This window comes from Dyadobacter sp. CY261 (genome assembly GCF_021440085.1).
In the GTDB taxonomy this organism is placed as follows: domain Bacteria; phylum Bacteroidota; class Bacteroidia; order Cytophagales; family Spirosomataceae; genus Dyadobacter.
In genome coordinates, this window is the sequence record NZ_JAKCPW010000012.1 from 94,679 (window position 1) to 113,697 (window position 19,019).

The 19,019-nt window shown below is 49.9% G+C and carries 15 protein-coding genes; 7 read left to right on the forward strand and 8 right to left on the reverse strand.

Annotated features, from left to right (window positions below):
- Window positions 1–50: 50 nt before the first annotated feature.
- The 3 genes from LZD49_RS28060 to LZD49_RS28070 form a co-directional block, all read right to left on the reverse strand.
- Complete coding sequence (locus tag LZD49_RS28060; protein ID WP_234671164.1) at window positions 51–896, reverse strand: helix-turn-helix domain-containing protein; 846 nt, start codon at window positions 894–896, stop codon at window positions 51–53.
- Window positions 897–1,123: 227 nt separating this feature from the next.
- Window positions 1,124–4,627: a M1 family aminopeptidase gene (locus LZD49_RS28065; protein ID WP_234671166.1), complete on the reverse strand. Its 3,504-nt coding sequence runs from the start codon at window positions 4,625–4,627 to the stop codon at window positions 1,124–1,126.
- Window positions 4,621–5,517, reverse strand: coding sequence for an ABC transporter ATP-binding protein (locus tag LZD49_RS28070; protein WP_234671168.1), 897 nt, complete (start codon window positions 5,515–5,517; stop codon window positions 4,621–4,623). Before LZD49_RS28070 ends, LZD49_RS28065 begins: the two co-directional genes overlap by 7 nt.
- A gap of 198 nt (window positions 5,518–5,715) precedes the next feature.
- On the opposite strand from LZD49_RS28070, the gene LZD49_RS28075 reads away from it, so the two are divergent.
- From LZD49_RS28075 to LZD49_RS28085, 3 genes are all read left to right on the forward strand, one after another.
- Window positions 5,716–7,209, forward strand: a complete 1,494-nt coding sequence (locus LZD49_RS28075) for a sensor histidine kinase (protein ID WP_234671170.1) — start codon at window positions 5,716–5,718, stop codon at window positions 7,207–7,209.
- A complete protein-coding gene (locus tag LZD49_RS28080) occupies window positions 7,206–7,919 on the forward strand; it encodes a LytTR family DNA-binding domain-containing protein (protein ID WP_234671171.1) in 714 nt (237 codons plus the stop codon). The genes LZD49_RS28075 and LZD49_RS28080 overlap by 4 nt, the downstream gene beginning before the upstream one ends.
- A gap of 169 nt (window positions 7,920–8,088) precedes the next feature.
- On the forward strand, window positions 8,089–8,493 hold the full coding sequence (locus tag LZD49_RS28085) for a hypothetical protein (protein WP_234671172.1): 405 nt from the start codon (window positions 8,089–8,091) through the stop codon (window positions 8,491–8,493).
- Window positions 8,494–8,800: 307 nt separating this feature from the next.
- Here the strand turns inward: LZD49_RS28085 and LZD49_RS28090 are convergent, their stop codons facing one another.
- Entirely contained in the window at window positions 8,801–9,157 is a 357-nt protein-coding gene (locus tag LZD49_RS28090) for a helix-turn-helix domain-containing protein (RefSeq protein ID WP_234671173.1), read from the reverse strand.
- 259 nt (window positions 9,158–9,416) lie between these two features.
- Here LZD49_RS28090 and LZD49_RS28095 point away from each other — a divergent pair, with 259 nt between their 5' ends.
- The 3 genes from LZD49_RS28095 (at window position 9,417) to LZD49_RS28105 (ending at window position 13,074) form a co-directional block, all read left to right on the forward strand.
- Window positions 9,417–10,184: an HpcH/HpaI aldolase/citrate lyase family protein gene (locus tag LZD49_RS28095; RefSeq protein ID WP_234671174.1), complete on the forward strand. Its 768-nt coding sequence runs from the start codon at window positions 9,417–9,419 to the stop codon at window positions 10,182–10,184.
- 12 nt (window positions 10,185–10,196) lie between these two features.
- Window positions 10,197–11,654 (forward strand): GntP family permease, encoded by a 1,458-nt coding sequence (locus LZD49_RS28100; protein WP_234671175.1) that lies wholly within the window; start codon window positions 10,197–10,199, stop codon window positions 11,652–11,654.
- Between the two features lie 130 nt (window positions 11,655–11,784).
- Entirely contained in the window at window positions 11,785–13,074 is a 1,290-nt protein-coding gene (locus LZD49_RS28105; protein WP_234671176.1) for an enolase C-terminal domain-like protein, read from the forward strand.
- Window positions 13,075–13,080: 6 nt separating this feature from the next.
- Here LZD49_RS28105 and LZD49_RS28110 read toward each other — a convergent pair whose 3' ends face one another.
- Genes LZD49_RS28110 through LZD49_RS28125 form a run of 4 tightly spaced genes read right to left on the reverse strand, consistent with a single transcriptional unit; the run spans window position 13,081 to window position 16,812 of the window.
- On the reverse strand, window positions 13,081–13,959 hold the full coding sequence (locus LZD49_RS28110) for a sugar phosphate isomerase/epimerase (RefSeq protein WP_234671177.1): 879 nt from the start codon (window positions 13,957–13,959) through the stop codon (window positions 13,081–13,083).
- Between the two features lie 58 nt (window positions 13,960–14,017).
- The gene (locus tag LZD49_RS28115) at window positions 14,018–15,574 is read right to left on the reverse strand and encodes a carboxylesterase/lipase family protein (protein WP_234671178.1); all 1,557 of its coding nucleotides are present in this window, start codon (window positions 15,572–15,574) and stop codon (window positions 14,018–14,020) included.
- 16 nt (window positions 15,575–15,590) lie between these two features.
- On the reverse strand, window positions 15,591–16,145 hold the full coding sequence (locus tag LZD49_RS28120; protein WP_234671180.1) for a hypothetical protein: 555 nt from the start codon (window positions 16,143–16,145) through the stop codon (window positions 15,591–15,593).
- A complete protein-coding gene (locus LZD49_RS28125) occupies window positions 16,108–16,812 on the reverse strand; it encodes a hypothetical protein (protein ID WP_234671181.1) in 705 nt (234 codons plus the stop codon). The genes LZD49_RS28120 and LZD49_RS28125 overlap by 38 nt, the downstream gene beginning before the upstream one ends.
- A gap of 10 nt (window positions 16,813–16,822) precedes the next feature.
- Here LZD49_RS28125 and LZD49_RS28130 point away from each other — a divergent pair, with 10 nt between their 5' ends.
- A complete protein-coding gene (locus LZD49_RS28130) occupies window positions 16,823–19,018 on the forward strand; it encodes a phosphocholine-specific phospholipase C (protein WP_234671182.1) in 2,196 nt (731 codons plus the stop codon).
- The last annotated feature ends 1 nt before the right edge of the window (window position 19,019 follow it).

Here is a 19,019-nt window from a genome sequence, read left to right on the forward strand (position 1 = left end):
TTACAAAATTAGGTCTGTGCGCCGCGCCAGGGAATGTCAGATTCTGCGGATCACCTGCCAAAATTGACGAAGCGCGTTCGGTAATCCTGAGGCGATATCATCGCGTTCTTCTTAAAAAAATGGCTGAACTGCTCGGGCGTGCTGAAATGCAGCTGGTAAGCGATTTCCTTTACCGGCTGGGACGAAAACTGCAACGAACGCTTCGCCTCCGCCACGATCTGCCCGTTGATGATTTCCTTCGCACCTTTACCCGCACAACGCCTGCAAATATCCGAAAGCCTGCGTGCCGGAATGTTCAATGCATCGGCATATTCGGCTACCTCGTGCATCTCGCGGTATTTGCGGCTCACGAGCTCGATGAAGTTGCGGTAAAGTTTTTTTTCATGGTTATCAAAGCCCGCACCTGCCTCCGCATTGATATTCGCAATCTTGATCATGATGATTTTCAGGTAGGCGGCCAGCGCATCCAGCTTGTTGACATAATCTTCGGCTCCAAATTCCCGGTTAAGCGATTCGAACAGGAAGTTTAGCTCTACAAATGCCAGCTCACTTACCGGTAATCGCTGATTTTCAGCAGCATTATTAAACAATACAGCCTTGCAATTACTAGCGCTATCGGGTGCCCTTTCCCAGAAACAATCCCCGAAACTCAGCTCATAACCCGTTAACAGACTACGCTCCGGCAAACGACAAAGTTGCCCTTTTGAAAGCAGAAACAGGCTTTTTCCTGAAAGGTCAAACCGCACATCATCGATTTCAATCTCCCCCGCAGCTTCCTGCAAGAAAACAATCCGGTGATACCCAAGCCGCTCGGGCACAGGCGATTCTTTCTCAGTGCATTCAAGGTGTGTAATGCGGAAAGAGTCTTTAATATCTTTTTCAAAAACAAGGTCCATGTTGATACAAATCCGGGTTGAAGGAAGAATTACAATGCCGATACAAAAGTTCAAAACTTCTTGAAGCGCCGGTGCAAATCTCGTGACTTATACCCACTATTCGCAGGCCTCCGGCCGGTGAGCACCGCAGTGTCGCCTTGCCGTGCCGACCGTCCGCAGGCCTGCAAAAAGTTAGTCACGAAGGTGGACCTTCGCGCCATTTTTCCCTTCTTCCTCCATTCCTTCCTTCAATCATCCAACATAAAAGCCATCGGATCAAGCACCACCGCTACGGGGCGTTTGGATGTAATGATGCTGATCGTCGTCGAGGACCTCGAAAACTGATGTTTTTGCAAATAAACGGGTTCGGGCAACCTCTTTCCTGCTACTATTTCCCGGTCGAAGATAGCAATCTCGACTTCGTCGTTCGGCTGCATTGGAACAGGTTTTCCAGTAGTTTCATCTGTTTTGTGAATGTTGACCTGCAATATCAATTGATACTTTTTATTGGGTAATGCCTTGTTTGACAGTATTTTAAAATCATTATCATAAATAATCACCTTTTTGAAGAGCTCGTCAATAAGCCGGACCTGGGCTGGCGTAGCGTCCGTTTTCAATGTCTCAACCAGATCCGTTGGACGGGGCTTGCTTCGCGGATAGCCGTGTTGCGCGATCAGTTGCTGCAATGCCTTTGTAATATGTTCTTCACCCAATGCTTCTTTCAAATGATATAAAGCCAGGCCGCCTTTCTGGTAGTGTACAAAAGGCTGCTCCTGAGCCATCCAAAGTGGCAATTCTATTTCACCATTTGCATTGCGCAATGCGAAGTAAAGCTGTTTATCTGCCAAATGGTAAGGACGCAGGTATGATTTTCCAAAACGCTTTTCGGTAACCATGGCTTCGGTATACTTGGCGAGCGACTCGGTAAGCAATGCATAGCCGGGCCCGGACGACGCGGACACACGGCCAGCCCACCATTGATGCGCGGTTTCATGCGCGGTCGTAGCGTAAGTAAAGTTAAAACGTGTGCTGTCGCTGAAATCGGTCGTGAAATTGATGCGTTCATGGCTGAAAATGACGCCGGGATAGGCCGTTGCCGAGCCCGGATAATGCGGGATTTCGGCCAGTGTGAGTTCACGGAGCGGATACGGGCTAAAATGCGTATTACCATAATCGAGCGCGTCTTTCATGGCCAGCATCATGGCTGGCACATTCGCCTCGTGGCCGGGATGATAGTAAATGCGGAATGTGGTCCCTTGGTACTGGTCGGTCCGTAAAGCGTAGCGCGCCGAGCTCAGTGCAAACATGAACGGGATGGGTTGGGCGGATTTGTATTGAAAATACCTGCGCTTTCCAGCGAGCCATGTCTTGTGAAGCGTGCCGGTGGTGACTACCTGTTGATCGGAGTCTGTGGAGATAAGGTTTTGAAAATCAATGAAATGGTAGGTGCTATCGGAGGACGGAATACTGATCCGTTCTGGGAGGTTATATTTCTGTCGCTGCCGGGGATCCGTTATTTCATAGTTCGCCATGTAGCCCAAATGCGGGAGGTATTTTTCCAATTCGATATAAGTACCATTTTCGGCAACGGAATTCTCACTGTTGAAACTTTTGTAAGGCGGGCGCTCCACACGGATGGCGAACCGGATGGTCATATCCGCACCTGGTGCAAGCGGCTTTTGCAAATGAAAGGGGTACTCATGAAAAACGTTGTCCGACCAGACCGGCTCAGCGTTCTCGGGTTGTAACGTGGTCAGTTCCACATCCGGATCCACCCCAAACCAGAGCTGTCTAATTTCCTTGCCGGATTTATTTGTAACCCTGTAACTTCCTTTAACAGTATAATAGTGCCCGTCGGGGTAGAGGTCAGTTTGGATATTAATGGCAGTTATAACAGGTTGCGCCATGTTTTCGAGCCGCTTATATTTGCGTTCGTATTTTGCCTGCCATTCCGGGTCGGTCCCGCCGTTTCGATTATAGGCCGAATGCCCGGTTTGGGAGTGAATGTAAAAGCCGGTTCCTGCACATAACATTGATCCTGATAAAGCGATGGCAACGGCTGGTCTGCCCCAATTTCGGAGACTTTCACGCACGTGCGACGCCCAAGTGTCGTGCATACCATCTACCCACAAGCGCGCACCCATGATTCCCAGCACCAGCGCGAACGACGCCCAATAAAGCATATAACCATCGAATGCCAGCCCATCATGACCAAAACCGTGCATATCTGAATATTGCAGCGGCGGCGTAACGGCAAAACGGACAAGGTAACTTTCCAGCCCCAGTTTCCGTCCGAACAGGAACAAGCCAATGACCACTCCGCTCAGGAACATGCCAAGGTATTTGTTTTGAAAAATGATTTGAATAAAAATGATCAGGACAGCGTAAAGCATGAGTGGCAATCCCGCATAATAGTAGAGCGAAAAATAGAGGTTCCACTGGAACTCCTTCACGCCCGCCAGGTACTGAAATGCAATGCCGGCAAGAATATGAACGGTCATGAGCATTAATATCCAGATGAGCAGGGCTGATGATTTGGCAATGGCAAATGTCGTTTTCGAAACCGGCGTAGCGAAAATGAGTGCGTGCATGCCAGTGTTCCGCTCGCGGTGGACCATCTCCGAGGCAAAGAAAATGAGTAACAGCAACGCCGGACGCACGGTCAGCAATTGCTCCGCCAGCATTCCGCTTGTGGCATAGCTTCGAACGCCATAAGGGCCGGACGTCAGGTTTTCGGAGAGCTCGACCGTTGTGAAAAATACCCATAATGCCAGTAACACCAGCGTCAGTACATGGCCTAGCAATGCTTTCGTTTCAAGGTGGAGGATTTTCGAAAAGGTTTGTATTTGATAATTAAATCCCGTTGTAAAAGTCTTGAAAGTACGATAAGCCGTTGTGATTGGGGGCTGTGGTGCGGCTGCTTTTGTTTTACTATTATTTTCTATCAAAACCCTAAACTGGAAGCGGCGATAGGCCAATGTGAGTAGCCCGAGAGACAGGCCTGTCCAAAACAAGCGATTGGACAGGAAAGCGGGGGTAAGCGGAAAGAGCTCCGTGTTCCGGCGCCACACCGGCCAATTGGCGGTTTCCCCAAAAAACGCGGTAAGTCCAAACGGATCCAGCAACACCGAAAGCCAGCCGGGCCCGCCTGGACTGTGCGTGGAACTCGCCATCACCGGCGAATTGCCTAAGATGGAGGCTGTGAAGTACAAAATGAAGAGCAAAACGCCCACCGCATACACATAGCGCACGTTGCGGGTAAGCAGGGCCGTCGTAAAAACTATGCTGCTGCAAAAAATAATGCTTGGCAGGGCAAAAATGGCAAACGGAAGTAGGTAATGCGATATCCTGAATGGCGCGAGAAGTTTAGCACTCCCCAAAAGTGGCCCAAGTGCAATGCCTGCGGCTGCCATGAGCATCACAAAAGCAACCGCCCCCAGCAGCCCGCCCAGTCGTGCCATAAAATAGGGTAGGCGTCCGACGCTGGTTGTGAACACCAACGGTTCCATCTGATACTGCACGTCTCGAAGCACGACCGAAGCGCAGGCGAGCGTGGTAACAAAAAGCGAGAACAGCGAAAGCAGGCAGACGATAAAACCCGTTACATAGGGCGCATTAGGGGAAACATCGTCGCCTCCGAAGTTGCCAAAAGTCATAAGCATGCCAAGCCCGAAAAATGACGCTGCAGCCATGCGGAAGGTGATTTGTTTGAAATGGTACTCCACTTCGAAACGGAGCAGGGAGGTTAGCATGGCAACACCTCCTTTCCCGGCTGATTGGCCAACGTCGCGAAGTATACGTCTTCCAGCCCCGGCTCCAATGCTTCAAAAGCTCCACCCGGGCGCTCCGCGGCCAGCACGTGCACCTGTGTAAGCCCGCCGACCCTGCGCGTAGAGATGACGGGGAGTAATGCACGCAAATCGGACAGTTCGTCGCGGCTAACGGCCTTGCGCCAGAGACGGCCTCTCAGTGAGCCGGTCAGTTCGTCAGGCTTTCCTTGCAATATCACACGCCCGCTGGCGAGCACCGCCATTTGTGGGCATAGGTCATGAATGTCTTCCACGATGTGCGTCGAGAGGATCACGACGATTTGCTCACCGATTTCACACAGCAGATCATGAAACCGGTTCCGTTCCGAGGGGTCGAGGCCAGCGGTGGGCTCGTCGACGATCACCAATTGCGGATTACCAAGCAGCGCTTGTGCAATGCCGAACCTTTGCCGCATCCCACCAGAGAAAGTGCTCACGGATTGTTTTCGATAGCTGTACAAGTTGGTTTGCTGCAATAAGGCAGCAATTTGTTCGCGTCGCTCCCACCTTTCTGTCAGTCCTTTCAGCACCGCCAGGTGGTCGAGGAGCGCTTCCGCTGAAACGCCGGGGTATACACCGAAATCCTGTGGCAGGTAGCCCAGTTTGTTTCTCAGCTCATCGGGGTGTTGCAGAATGTCCTGTCCGTCGAACGAAATAGCCCCGGCGTCGGGCCGGGCGAGCGTGGCCAGTATGCGCATAAAGGTTGATTTCCCAGCACCATTGGGTCCGAGCAGGCCAAACATGCCGTTAGGGATGTCGAGTGACACGCCGTCGAGCGCGCGGGTGCCGTTAGGGTAAGTCTTGGAGAGTCCGGTGATTTTCAATCGTTGCATGACATGGCTTTTTGAGATAACAGTCTCAAATATGAGCATGCGCTTTCATGCATTCAATTAATGATGAGCAAGGTAACAGGGTCAGTGACGAACGCAGGAATTCGGTGTTTCTTTGGACACGTTTTACCAATATCACTAAAAACGCGACGCTTGTCACTATTTTTTGGCCGCCTGCAATGTCGCTGGTTTATTTGTGCTATGCTAACAAAAGAGGAAGTGCTCAACGCATTGAGCCGTCGGAAAGACACCTGCCTGCTTCTCGGAACGTTCTGCTGGATCGCCATCGCTTATACGATCGGGTCGGAACGCCCGTGGGAAGCCTATTACAGGACTTTGGTGATGTGCGCATGCGCATGGGTGCCTGCACTCGTGCTCGTATGGGTACGCGAAGGGAGTGGACAGGGGCGTTTCGAGGGTATCAACCGGCGGTATTGGCTCTTGTTTTTTGCGGGTTATTGGCCTGTGCTGATGTTACTTTCGGCGGCGCAGATCGATGCAACACACCTGCTTTGGACAAAGCTGTTTGTGGCAGGCATTTGCATTGCACTACTGGAATGCGCGCTGGTGCTCGACGCCCATTATTTTCACCGGCTGCGGTCGGTAACCTGGATGCAGCGGCTGACTCTGGAAAAGGCTGTTCTGGTGAGCATTTCGGGGCTGGCGGTGCTGCTGGGCGCGATGGCAGTTTCGAGCCTCAACAATCCGGCATACCACTCCGACAAGCAATTGCTGATCGGTTTCGAGCTGCATTTCCTGAAAATTCTCAGTATGTTTCCGACGTTCGTGAGCTTTTCGTTGCAACTACTGACGATGTATCTGGCGGGCTATTTTTTCTTTTATGTCAATAGCAAATGGCTCGTGCCGCGCATTTTGAAAGAGCGTGGCATGCTTGCTTATCTCCTTTGCGGGGCTGCGCTGATCGGTATTTTTTATCCGTTCTGCGGGCAGTTGCTCGCGAATCTTCCGCTAAGCCAATTGTTGGGTGGTGTGTTTTCTGCCAATCCGTTTGTCGCGGAAAACGCATTTGGCGCCGTTATGGTGGTCCTGATCAGCCTGCCGGTTTTGCTGGCGATCCAATGGTCGAGACAGAACAGCCTGATCACCGCATTGCAGCATGAAAAATCGCTGGCGGAACTCGATTTGCTCAAACAGCAACTGAACCCGCATTTTTTCTTTAATACCCTCAATAATCTTTATGCTTTGAGCCTCCAACGGTCGGAACAAACGCCGGAGAGCATCTTACAGCTTTCAGAGCTGATGCGTTATGTGATCTACAAAGCCAAAGAACCGCTGGTAAGTATTCGGGAGGAGGTCCGGTACCTCGAAGACTACCTGCAATTGCAGCAGATCCGCCTCAAAAGGAAGCTCGACCTACGGTTTGAAAAGGTGATCGGCGCTGAAAACGCATCCATCGCACCACTGTTACTGATTGTATTCGTAGAAAATGCATTCAAGCACGGCATTGAACCGGCTGAGGAAGCAGCATTTTTGTACATAGCTTTGAAAGCGGATGCTGACAAATTGCATTTCTTTTGCAGAAACTCCTTTGAAACCTCGCGGGAAACGCATTCAGGCATCGGATTGACTAACTTGCAAAAACGGCTCGCATTGCTCTATCCCGGAAAACATTTATTAAAAACAGCTTCCGAAAACGGGACATTTACAGCCGAATTGGAAATCGACCTGCTATGAACCTACGCTGCCTCATTGTGGACGACGAGCCGCTGGCCCACGACGTGATCCTCCGTTACATGGAAGATATTCCGTTTCTGGAAAAAGCCGGGCAATGTTATCTCGCTACCGAGGCGTTTGCTTTCCTGAGCCATCACGCCGTCGACCTGATCTTTCTGGATATCCGCATGCCTAAGCTCAGTGGGCTGGATTTTCTACGGACGCTCAACCAGCGACCGCTCGTGATCATTACGTCGGCTTTTGAGGAACATGCGCTCGAAAGTTTCGAACTGGAAGTGATCGATTATCTGCTTAAACCCTTCCGGTTCGATCGTTTCCTGAAAGCAGCCAACCGTGCCTTGGAGCAGCATATGCTGCGAAAGCAACCCGCACTGCCGCAAGTGCCGGCAATGCAGCATGACATGGAGCTTCTGTATATCAAATCGGACAAGAAGCTGGTACAAATGCCGCTCGACGATGTCTATTATCTCGAAAGCCTCGGCAACTATGTCAAAGTTTGGGCGCATGACCATTTTTTGCTTACGCAGCGTACGCTTGGCAGCTTTGAGGAGCAGTTGCCAGGCGAGGTGTTCATCCGCATTCACAAGTCATTTATCCTGAACAGGAAGTTCGTTCATTATATTGAAGGCAATACGATCCGGCTGCGGAATGGCAAGGAGTTACCGCTTGGTAAAACGTTTAAGCACGTGATTAAACTGTTTCCAGGCTGAAATATTTGGATATTATTAGTAATAATTAAAGAAAATATATTACATATGAAATAACCTTCTGCCTGTCTCTTGTTTGCGCGTGGATATGCCATTCTGAACCTTGAAATTTTACCGCAGGCTGGATATATTTGTTTATACACGAATTTTACGACAGCACCAACGGATCAGGATGAATTCACTCGATTACCTGCGCGACGAGATCAAGATTTATTTTCCAGAGTCAAGGGAATTACTACTTTCATCAGCCTACGACGGCCAGCGGAGGTACAATTTTTATTTTGAAATGGCCCCGGACCAGCGCTACTTATTGTATTTGAACTGGGATGGCGATATCGACGGATTTACCCTGAAATGCCTTGAATTTCCGGATGCAGTGCTATTGAAGGAACTGTCCGACGCCTACACCGATAAGGGTTCTAAGGTATTTAACATCGGACAGCCGATAGCGGCGCTTTCATTTGTTTATCATGAAAAAGACAGGCTAAAAATGCGCAGCTACAAAGGCAAAGCGCACATCGATTCCCCTGAAATTTCTGCCCGGCAAATGATGTTCTCCGTCAATCCGTTCGAATGAACATCCGGTTTGGCCCGAAAAGCTTGGCACCGGGTGTTTTTTGATAATGATCGATGAGCCGTGTTTTTGGAACAAATGAGAAAATCCCGTCATGCAGCCGGTAAGGTGACGAATGTTCGGTGCAATGTGTTGCGGAGAGCTTGAATGCATTGCGGAATTTATCTGAAAACGCGGGGGTAGCCCAAATCAGATATGCAAGTAGCCGGAACAGGTTACCAGACGGGAGATACAGGAGGGATTGCACTCACAATTTCCGAAGTGACTGTTAACATTTGTTAAGGACCGGGCGGGCGGTCTTTAACAAATGTTACTCCGGGAAATCCATTTCGGTTTCGGAGAAATGGCAGAGGCCGTCGAGGAGTTCGCTGAGCTTTGAGCCCGTTTCTGAGAGCGTGTATTCGACGCGGCTTGGAACTTCGCGGAAATTGTCGTTGCGGGTGATCAGCTTGTGCTGTTCAAGCAATTTCAGGCGATCGGCTAAAATGTTGTCGCTGATGTGTTTGAGGTCTTCTTTCAACATCGAAAACCGGTTGTTGCCTTCTTCAATGCTGAACATTACTTCTGTCAGCCAGCGCTTGCTAAGCAAGTTGATCAGCTCGTTCAAAGTGCATTTGTCTTCCAGGAACGTCTGATTGTAATAATTTGTCGAGGTAAGTTTTCTCATAGTGTTCGGCTCATTTTTGGGGGAGTTACTCACAATTTACGGAGATAACAACGGCTTGTCAACGGTGCGGTGCTGTGCATAACAAGGTATCTGCAATTTATTCTGCATTATTTGGATAAAAAAGATGAAAATAATGGGGTAAATCTGCCTAAACTGAGTCTCATCTAGAAAAAGTGATGGCTGCCACGAGATGAGAGCACGCTTTACTACTGTTGCGTATAGCATTTATCGTAGCGGTAATTTATCAACCAGTTTTTGAATGAAAAACCTGAAAAAAAGACTGCAAAACGGGGAAACACTGCATGGCTGCTGGCTCAATACCGGCAGTTCCCTCACGGCGGAGATTGTGGGCCTGGCCGGTTTCGACTGGGTGCTTATCGACCTGGAACACGGTGCCGGCTCCGAAAAAGATGTGCTGTACCAGTTACAGGCGCTCGAACATACGCCCACAGCGGCGATCGTACGCGTGGAAAGTTCGGAAAGTCAGCGCATTCACCGCGTGCTCGACATGGGTGCCGAGGGAGTGATGTGCCCCAAAATCCTGAATCCGGAAGGGGCGCAAAAGCTGGTGCAGGGCTTGCACTATCCGCCATTCGGAGGTCGTGGTGTGGCAAAAATGGTGCGAGCGACTGGTTTTGGACAGCATTTTCAGGAATATTATGACAACAGCCGAGCCAATATCCTGGGCATAGCACAGATCGAGACGGTGGAGGTGCTCAATCACCTCGACGTTGTGGCGAATACCGATGACATCGACGTCCTGTTCATCGGCCCGGCCGATCTTTCGATGGAGCTTGGTATTTTCGGGCAGTTCGACCATCCGACGTTCCGTGATGCCGTCCGCGCGACATGCGAAGCAGCGCGAAAAGCAGGGAAAGCAGTTGGTATTCTGTTTTTTAATACAAGCGAATACACGGCTTATCACGAGCTGGGCATTCGGTTCATCGCCTGCGGCTCCGACGCCACATTTGTAGCCGAAGGCGCCCGTACGATGGCCAAAAGACTGAATGACCTCCGCCCATCATAAACCTCATTTTTCATGACCGCTCTATTCAGCGACCCGCTTCTCATTCTCCTTATTGGCGTGATCATTGTGGTAGGAGGCATCATTTTCCTGCAATTGCACCCGTTTCTGGCGCTGATCCTGGCAGCTTTTGTCGTTGCATTGCTTACGCCCGCAACCTCCATCGAGGCGTTTGCCATTGCCAAAGGCTCGTCTCCGGAAGCTGCGGCGGCACTGGCAAAAAAGAGCATTGGGGAGCGCATTGCCACCGAATTCGGGAGTACTTGTGGTAAAATAGGTATCCTGATCGCAATGGCGGCGATTATTGGCAAAAGTATGCTCGAAAGCGGTGCGGCGGAGCGGATCGTACGGTCGATGCTGGCTGTAACCGGCGTGAACAATGCGCCTTTTGCATTTCTGGTCAGCAGCTTTTTCCTGGGTGTGCCGGTGTTTTTTGATATTGTGATTTTCCTCATGATCCCGCTGGCAAAAGCCGTTAGTATGCGCATTGGGAAGAACTATTTGCTGCTGGTACTAGCCATTACTGGTGGTGCGGCTATGGCCAATTCGTTTGTGCCGCCCGCGCCAGGGCCGTTGTTTTTGATTGGGGAAATGAATATTCCGATTGGTATGATGATGGCCGGAGGGACTTTGCTGGGATTAGTCACGATCACGTCGGGTTTCTTTTTCGCGAAATGGGCCAATGCCAAATGGCCGGTGGAACTGCGCGACTCGCTTGATGCCCGCCTGGACGACATCCGTTCCCTGGCCGAGCGGGACGATAAGGATTTGCCGCCGCTATGGTTTTCGCTTTTGCCCGTGCTATTCCCGCTCATATTCATTTGCCTGGATAACATTCTGAAATCATTGATCAAATCGGGCGCATTTATGCCGGAATCGTTACTGGAACATTTTCTGGTAGATTCCATTGCCTTAGTTGGAGATAAAAACGTCGCACTGGTCGGTGGCGGGTTGATTGCCTTGATATTGTTGGCGTCGAGGAAAAAAGGGAGCAAAGATGGTATTTCCGGATTCGTGCAAGCTGCGTTGATGAGCGGCGGCGGCATTATCCTCATCACCGCGGCGGGAGGCTCATTTGGCGGCATTTTGCAGCAAACGGGTATCAGTGCACGTATTGCCGCCCTCACGGCCGATTATCAGATGACTTTGATCCCGCTCGCATTCGTGATCAGCGCGGTGGTGCGTACGGCGCAAGGCTCGGCCACGGTGGCACTCATTACAGCCTCCGGTATATTGTCGGGAATGGCTACCAACGCGCACTTAGAATTCCATCCATTGTACCTGGGGCTAGCAATTGGTTGTGGTTCGAAGCTCGTTCCGTGGATGAACGACGCTGGTTTCTGGATCATCGTCAAGATCAGTAACCTCACGGAAAAAGAGGCTTTGAAAACATTCTCGCCCATGCTGGTCGTCATGGGCTGTGTGGGTTTAGCGGTGCTGATGATCGCTGCGCGGGTATTTCCTTTGGTTTAATTAATTAAAAACAGATAGTTAGTCGAAGTATGGTGAAAATTGGTTTTATAAGCCTCGGTAGGATGGGCAAGCCAATGGCGCTGAGTTAAAAAGTAATGAAATTGTTCCACTCGCTTAAAGCTTACAACACATGTCTACCATTCAGGAAATCCATATTACTCCCATTGCAATCGTTGATCCGCCGCTGTTGAATGCGGCGGGGTTGCATGCGCCTTATGCACTTCGGACGGTCGTCGAGATTGTTACCAATGACGGCATTTCCGGGATCAGTGAAATACCCGGTAACAGTGACGTCGATTTGGCGCTGAAAGAAGCCAGAGGGTTGCTGATCGGCAGAGACCCATTCAATCTGAACACCATCCGGCAGATTCTGACGGATCATTTCGGTACCGAATCGGCAGCAGCGCGGGGTGATGCGCCTTGGGACCAGCGGAAACTGGTTCACATTTTCAGTGCCGTCGAAGTGGCTTGCCTGGACATTATCGGCAAGATCACCGATCGTCCGGTAGTAGATTTGCTGGGCGGTAAAATGCGTGACCGCGTTCCGTTTTCGGCTTATTTGTTTTATAAATATGAAGGCGCTGGCGGCCCGCTGGAGTTTGGTACCGATCCGAATGCCACTGGTTGGGCAGCCGCACGGCAGGCAGCGGCATTGGACCCGGAAAGTATTGTGGTGCAAGCGAAAGCGATGTGCAAAGAATTTGGTTTTCAATCCATTAAACTGAAAGGCGGTGTTTTTGAACCGCGTGTGGAGGTGGATTCAATGCTCGCATTGCGCAAGGCATTCGGCCCGGCTATACCGCTCCGTGTTGATCCGAACGCGATTTGGGAGGTTGAAACGGCGATCCGCTACGGCCGTGAAATGAAAGATATTCTCGAATACCTGGAAGACCCGGTGCGCGGACAGGAAAATATGGCGAAAGTGCGCAAAGAGTTGGGTATTCCGCTGGCCACCAATATGTGCACAACATCATTTGGCGACATTCCGCGCAGTATCGAACTCGGTTCGGAAGACATTATCCTGAGCGATCATCACTTCTGGGGTGGTTTAAGGGCCTCTATGAATCTCTCGGGCATTTGTGAAACATTCGGACGGGGCCTTTCCATGCATTCTAATAGTCACCTGGGAATTTCGCTGGCGGCTATGGTGCATTTGGGTGCGGCATTGCCGGAAGTTCCTTACGCATTGGATACGCATTATCCCTGGCAGAGCGACGAGGTGATTGTTGGTGGCCGCATTCAGTTTGAAGAAGGTAGTGTGCTGGTTCCTTCCGGCCCGGGCCTCGGCGTGGAACTCGATCGCGCAGCTTTGAAAAAACTGCATGATAATTACGTCGCCTGCGGTCTTAAAAAACGCGACGACGAGATAGAAATGCAGAAAAAAGTGCCCGGCTGGAAATTCAAGGCGGTGCGGTGGTAGGGCCGATTAAAACTTAGCCATCATTTTGTCGAACACCTGGCGCTGTTGTTTCATTGCACCAACCTTGTCGTCGGGATTGGTGTGGCATTCGAGTAGTACCCAGCCTTTGTAATCCATTTTGGCGAGATTGTCAATCAGCTCTGGATACGGATAGTCTGTCCGGTCGAGTTCGCGGACGTGGCAGGTATCGCCGAAATACTTTTTGACCAGATCGAAATTGTATTGAAAGCCCTGGCCATTCAGGTCCTGCTTGTTGCAGTTCCAGCAGATTTTGGCATTGCGATGATCTGCATAATCCATGATCTTGCGGATATTAGGCAGCTCCTGAGTTTCTTCGCCATGTACTTCCAATCGTAGTTGCTGGCCAAAATCGGCAGCATAAACCGCTAATCCACGCAGTGCCAGGCCGATTTGTTCCAGCGTTTTTTCAGTCGGAGCTTCCTTATGCAGTGCATTGGGTTTCACCTTCACGCCGGTTCCGCCGACATCGGCGCTCAGACGGATAAATTCTTTGGTACGCTCAATGGAAGCTTTGAGTTTGTCCTGATCGGGATAATCGTATTGCTGGTTTGTACCCAGCCCTACAATGTCAACGGGGCTGTCGTCGAATTGCCTTTTCACTTCTTTTCTCGGAGCTGTCGTCAGATCGGGCATTACCTTGTGTGCATGCTCGACGCGCAACTCCACGCCGGTGATCTGCGTGTCGGAAAGGTTTTTAATGAGTGTAGGCACGTCCCAGTCTTTTCCCCACAAATAGGTCACAAACCCGAGCTTCATTTTTGGTTTTTTCAATAAGAGGTCGTTGGCTTTTGCGAAGTCCGAAAGGAGAGCTGCGCCGGCAGCGAGGGATAGGCTTTGAAGGAACGTCTTTCTGTCGATATGCATCGGAAGCCGGTTTAAGTTTGACTGGTTACAATCGCTTTAAGCCGGCTTCCTGCGATTTCTACCGTTTGCTGGCTTGTTGGATTAGAAAATCGAGTGCGGGTTGTTCCGTCAGCGGTCCTGCCTTCACTTCGTCGCCCAGCAGCATTATTTGCGGGGCATTTGGATTAAATGCAGGCCATTGGGGAAGACCGGTGCCGTTAGGATTTCCTGTTTTGACAAAATTGACCCAATAAGCAGACATCAGATTTGCCAACTGATCGTCTGTCTCGTTCAATGGACGCAAGGAACGATCAATAAAACGGAGGTTATCATACGCATAGGCGACTTCGCCTGTGTGAAATGCACCGTAATTGGCATAAATGCCGGTAGCGGGAAGTTTGCGTGTGAACCGGTAGACGTACGCTCCTTTATTCTGTTGAGCCTGTGCCACGGCCCAGGAATAGTTCTGCAGACCAAAACTGATGTCGCGGGCCAGCTCATTTTGCGAGTGTGCGGCTTGCTCGTCTGTTTGGGCCGGATAATATTGAAAGAAAGTCTGAGCAGTAGGCCCGTATTGCTGGTTATATTGTGCCTGAAACTCCGTCGCGGTTTTTGGTTTGGATACCGCATTTTCATTCTGGTTCCAACCAGTAAGCAATGTGACAGGGTTTTGTTTTTCCGCCTGATAAATGGCAGTTATGTCGTCGGGAAGGACTAAGCCATCGACGATGGGGCCGCGATATGCAGTCACGTTTTTCAGTATGTCCTCTGCCGGAACTTTACGCAATGCGGCCAGCGAAGTTGCATTCAATTTTTGACCCGCTTGTAAACCTGCGTCTTCGGCCTGCTTCAACGATGGATAGTTCCTTCCAAAACCAGCACCGCTCTCCGCAATCGCCTTATTGAACAACCCTTTGGCCTGAGGGCTCACAACCAGACAGTTCACACTCATTGATCCCGCCGATTGTCCGGCAATTGTCACATTGTCGGGATCGCCACCGAACTGGGAGATGTTTTTCTTAACCCATTTCAAAGCGGTGATCTGGTCCATTAAACCATAGTTGCCGGACGCATTTTTGCCCGACTCTTTGGTCAGTTCAGGATGCGCGAAGAACCCGAGCGCGCCGACCCGGTAATTGATACTGACAAAAACAACGCCTTTTTTGGCTGTGGCTTCGCCGTCATAAATAGCACATCCCGCGCCACCGCTTACAAAACCGCCGCCATAAATCCATACCAGAACAGGTTTCTTCCCAACTGGTTTGCCGCTTTTTTCAGTCCAGACATTGAGGTAAAGACAGTCCTCGTTAATCGGCGTTTTGGGGATCAGGAACTCGGCGCTCCACATGCTGAACGGAGCAGGCTCACCCTGCACAGGACTTGCCCCGAATTTATCGCACGCCAGCACGCCGCTCCATTTTTTCACAGGCTGCGGCGCTTTCCAGCGTAAATCGCCGACGGGCGGCGCGGCAAAAGGAATGCCTTTGTAAATATTAATGCGACCGTCGGAGCTGCTGATGCCCGATATTTTTCCGCCTTCAACGCGAAGCGTATCGGCGGCTTGCAAGGTAAGTTGGATGCCTAACCAAATGGCAAAAGATAGGGTGTAGCGAATGTGAGGAACGCGTAATTTCATGCTGATGGATGATCATTTATAGCGCAAGTTCTATTTTATTTTTGACATGCTTGCGTTCTTTCTCCCGAATCGCCTCATCCTGCATCAGCTCCGCTTCCTTTGATTTTTGCAGCAACCGAAACCACCAGGACGCCGGTATCAGGCCGTTGGAATGCAGTTCCAGCCGGATCAGAAATTCCTTAGGCGGGTTACGATGGCCATTCAGATATTGGCTGAGGACATAGGGTTTCACATCCACATCCGCCGCAAACTCTTTGTCTTTCTTTTCCTGAGCACGAATGTATTCGTTGAGGAAGTGTTGGAAGTTCCAGTGTTCTTTGGGTTCGATGTTTTCTACATAATTTTGAACTTGATATCTAATCCTCAGTGTCTTTATTTCGCGTCGTTTCTCTGGCGTTCGGCTTGCGATTTCCTGATGACGCATAGCCCGGAACTTTTCCATTTCCTTTTCTTCCTCTTCGGGTGAGAGTGGCACTCTTGGAATCATAAAAGCGTCGGCTATTTCTTCCACAGTGTATTGTTTAAACAGCCTCTCAATAGTCTTTAAGTCTTTTTTGGTCAGGTGTTCCATAATATTCATTGATTAGTTTTCTGGAATTGACAGTATCGGTAAAGAGACTGTTGCCATTATTGACGAAACCGTATTTCTGACAATAATGACGTATAATTGCGGTTTTAGCTTTGAGGTAAACATAGCCATCAAAGTTCAGATCGAAGGATTTTGCACAAACAAAAGCAATTAGGCATCCGGCAATTCTATCATAGCGTTTTCTTGAACCACAATGTTCTTTGGCATTTGCTATCAACTTAATTTCAATGGCAATATTCTTCTTTTGACACTCGAACGAAACCAAACCAACTACTATGCCCGAGGACTCCAATCGAAGGCCATAGACTTCGAAACGATTTTGTAAGTTCCATTCGAAATCGAATCTTTTACTCTTGTTGAGCAGTGCAATTTCCTTTCCGGAAAGCCTGCTGGGAATCACCGGGAGCTTCTCACCGGTTAATAGATCTTCTAAATAATAGCCCATGAAGATACAAAAAAGTTTACGGATTTGGTAAACATTTAAAAGCTTTTTCTCTCCATTTAGACGGTGTTTAGAGGTTTGGTAACGGCTACATGGAGATGGATTAGCTATCGGCAGGATTTGCAAGATTACCGGAATGTGAAATTGGAGCAGGAGGATCAACTGAATCGTTAAAAATCCGGTTACCGGGTCTTTTTGAAAAAACATACTATAAAACATGACGGAAATCGATCGCCGGAAATTTATCAAAATGTCCGCCGGAGCGGCTGGTGCAGGAGCAGCTTTGAATTTACTGCCGCCTCTAATCCGCAAAGCGTTGGCAGTAAAAGCTTATAGTCCTACCAAAACCATTCAGGACGTGCAACATGTGGTGATCCTGATGCAGGAGAATCGTTCTTTCGACCATTATTTCGGGGCGATGCGTGGCGTACGGGGCTTTGGCGACCGGTTTCCGATTCCGCTGGAAAGTGGTAAGAGGGCATTTGTACAGTCGGATGGGAAGCGTGACTATTCGCCTTACCGGGCTGATAAAAAGACGGTTAATGCAGCGCTAGTGAGCGGTACTCCACACGATTTCCCTGACACGCAGGCAGCCTGGAACCAGGGTAAATATGGGTATTGGCCCATGTTCAAGACGCCGTTTTCGATGGCATACTATACTCGTGAGGAAATTCCTTTTCAATATGCACTGGCCGAATCATTTACCATTTGTGACGCCTATCACTGTTCCATCGCCACGGGTACCGATCCTAACCGCATCGTGTTCTGGTCGGGATCCAATTTTGATCCGGAAAAACGTGCAGCGGGGATTAACTGTACCGATACCGATTCGGAACCTGTAAACCTGCGTTGCTGGGTGGAAGGCAAAATGCCTGATCCGGGGTATACTTATCGTGGAAATGCTTTTAAATGGGATACAATTCCGGATGTGCTGCAAAAAGCGGGCGTCAGTTGGCGGATTTATCAGGACCCGAACGATAACTGGACCGGCGCGATGCACGGTTGTCTGGCTTTCGAAAGTTTCAGGAATGCGAAACCCGGTTCGCCGATTTATGAAAATGGTATGAAGCATTGGTCGATCCAGGATCTAGCGGAACATGTAAAAAACAATACGCTACCCCAAGTTAGCTGGGTGTTGCCGTCGCAGAGCAATTCAGAGCATCCCAGCGGGCCATCCAGCCCGAACCGTGGCGGCGATTTTACGCATCAGGTGTTGACAGCCATCACATCCAACCCCGAAGTTTGGAGCAAAACCGTTTTTTTTCTCACATTTGATGAAAACGACGGTCTTTTTGATCACTTGCCTGCGCCAGCCGTACCTTCCTATAATGCCGACGGCACACTAGCCGGCAAATCGACGATCGACCTGGCCGGAATGTATTTCCATAACGATAAAGGCACTTCCGAGTTTCCGAATCCATTCCATGAGGCCAGCATGAAGAAGGGTGGGCCGGTGCGTACGCGTATTTATCAGGACAAGCGCGACACAATTACCGGCAGCATCCGTCCGTGGGGAATGGGACCGCGGGTGCCAATGTACATTATCTCGCCTTGGAGCAAGGGCGGTTGGGTCGATTCTGAAGTGGCCGACCATACCTCTGTCGGACAATTTCTTGAAAAGCGTTTCAATATCAATATCCCAGCCATAAGCCCATGGCATAGGGCAGTTAGCAGCGACCTCACTTCCGCTTTTGATTTCTTAACACCTAATGATGCCGTTTTTCCCGCAATGCCAGATACAGCCAATTATGTCAGTATTGAGGAAACATCCAAATTGCTGCCCAAAGCCACTGCACCCGAAAAGCCGGGACCATTATTTCAGGAGAAAGGCACAAAATACTCGCGCGCATTGCCTTATCGATTAAATACCGTCGGACTCGTGCGACGCGACGCATTTGAACTACGATTTGATAATGCAGGTAATGCGGGGGCTGTATTCCATGTGTACGATGTCAAACATCTCGATCGAATTCCCAGACGGTATACGGTGGAAGGTGGTAAGTCACTATCGGATGAATGGAATCTGGATTCCGGTTCGGGTGATTATGCCTTGGAAGTATTTGGTCCGAATGGCTATTTTCAAAGTTTTGTCGGAAACAGTAAGTCAATGGAAACAGAAGCAAAGGCTAGCTTTGATCACAGCAAAAGTGTAATTCGACTTGCCCTTCATAACCCCGGCAAATCTGCTTTGGAAATTGTGGTCACGAGTGGTTATGATCAATCAAAATCCTGGAACATCTCAATCCCGGCAAATGGTAATGTGGCCCGGGAATGGCGTTGTGGCGATCACGGAAACTGGTACGATCTGACTGTTCGGACCAAATCCCAAGACGGTTACCTCCGTCGTTTCGCTGGTCGGATCGAGACCGGAAAGCATAGCATCAGCGATCCGGCAATGGCGTCTGAAATATGAA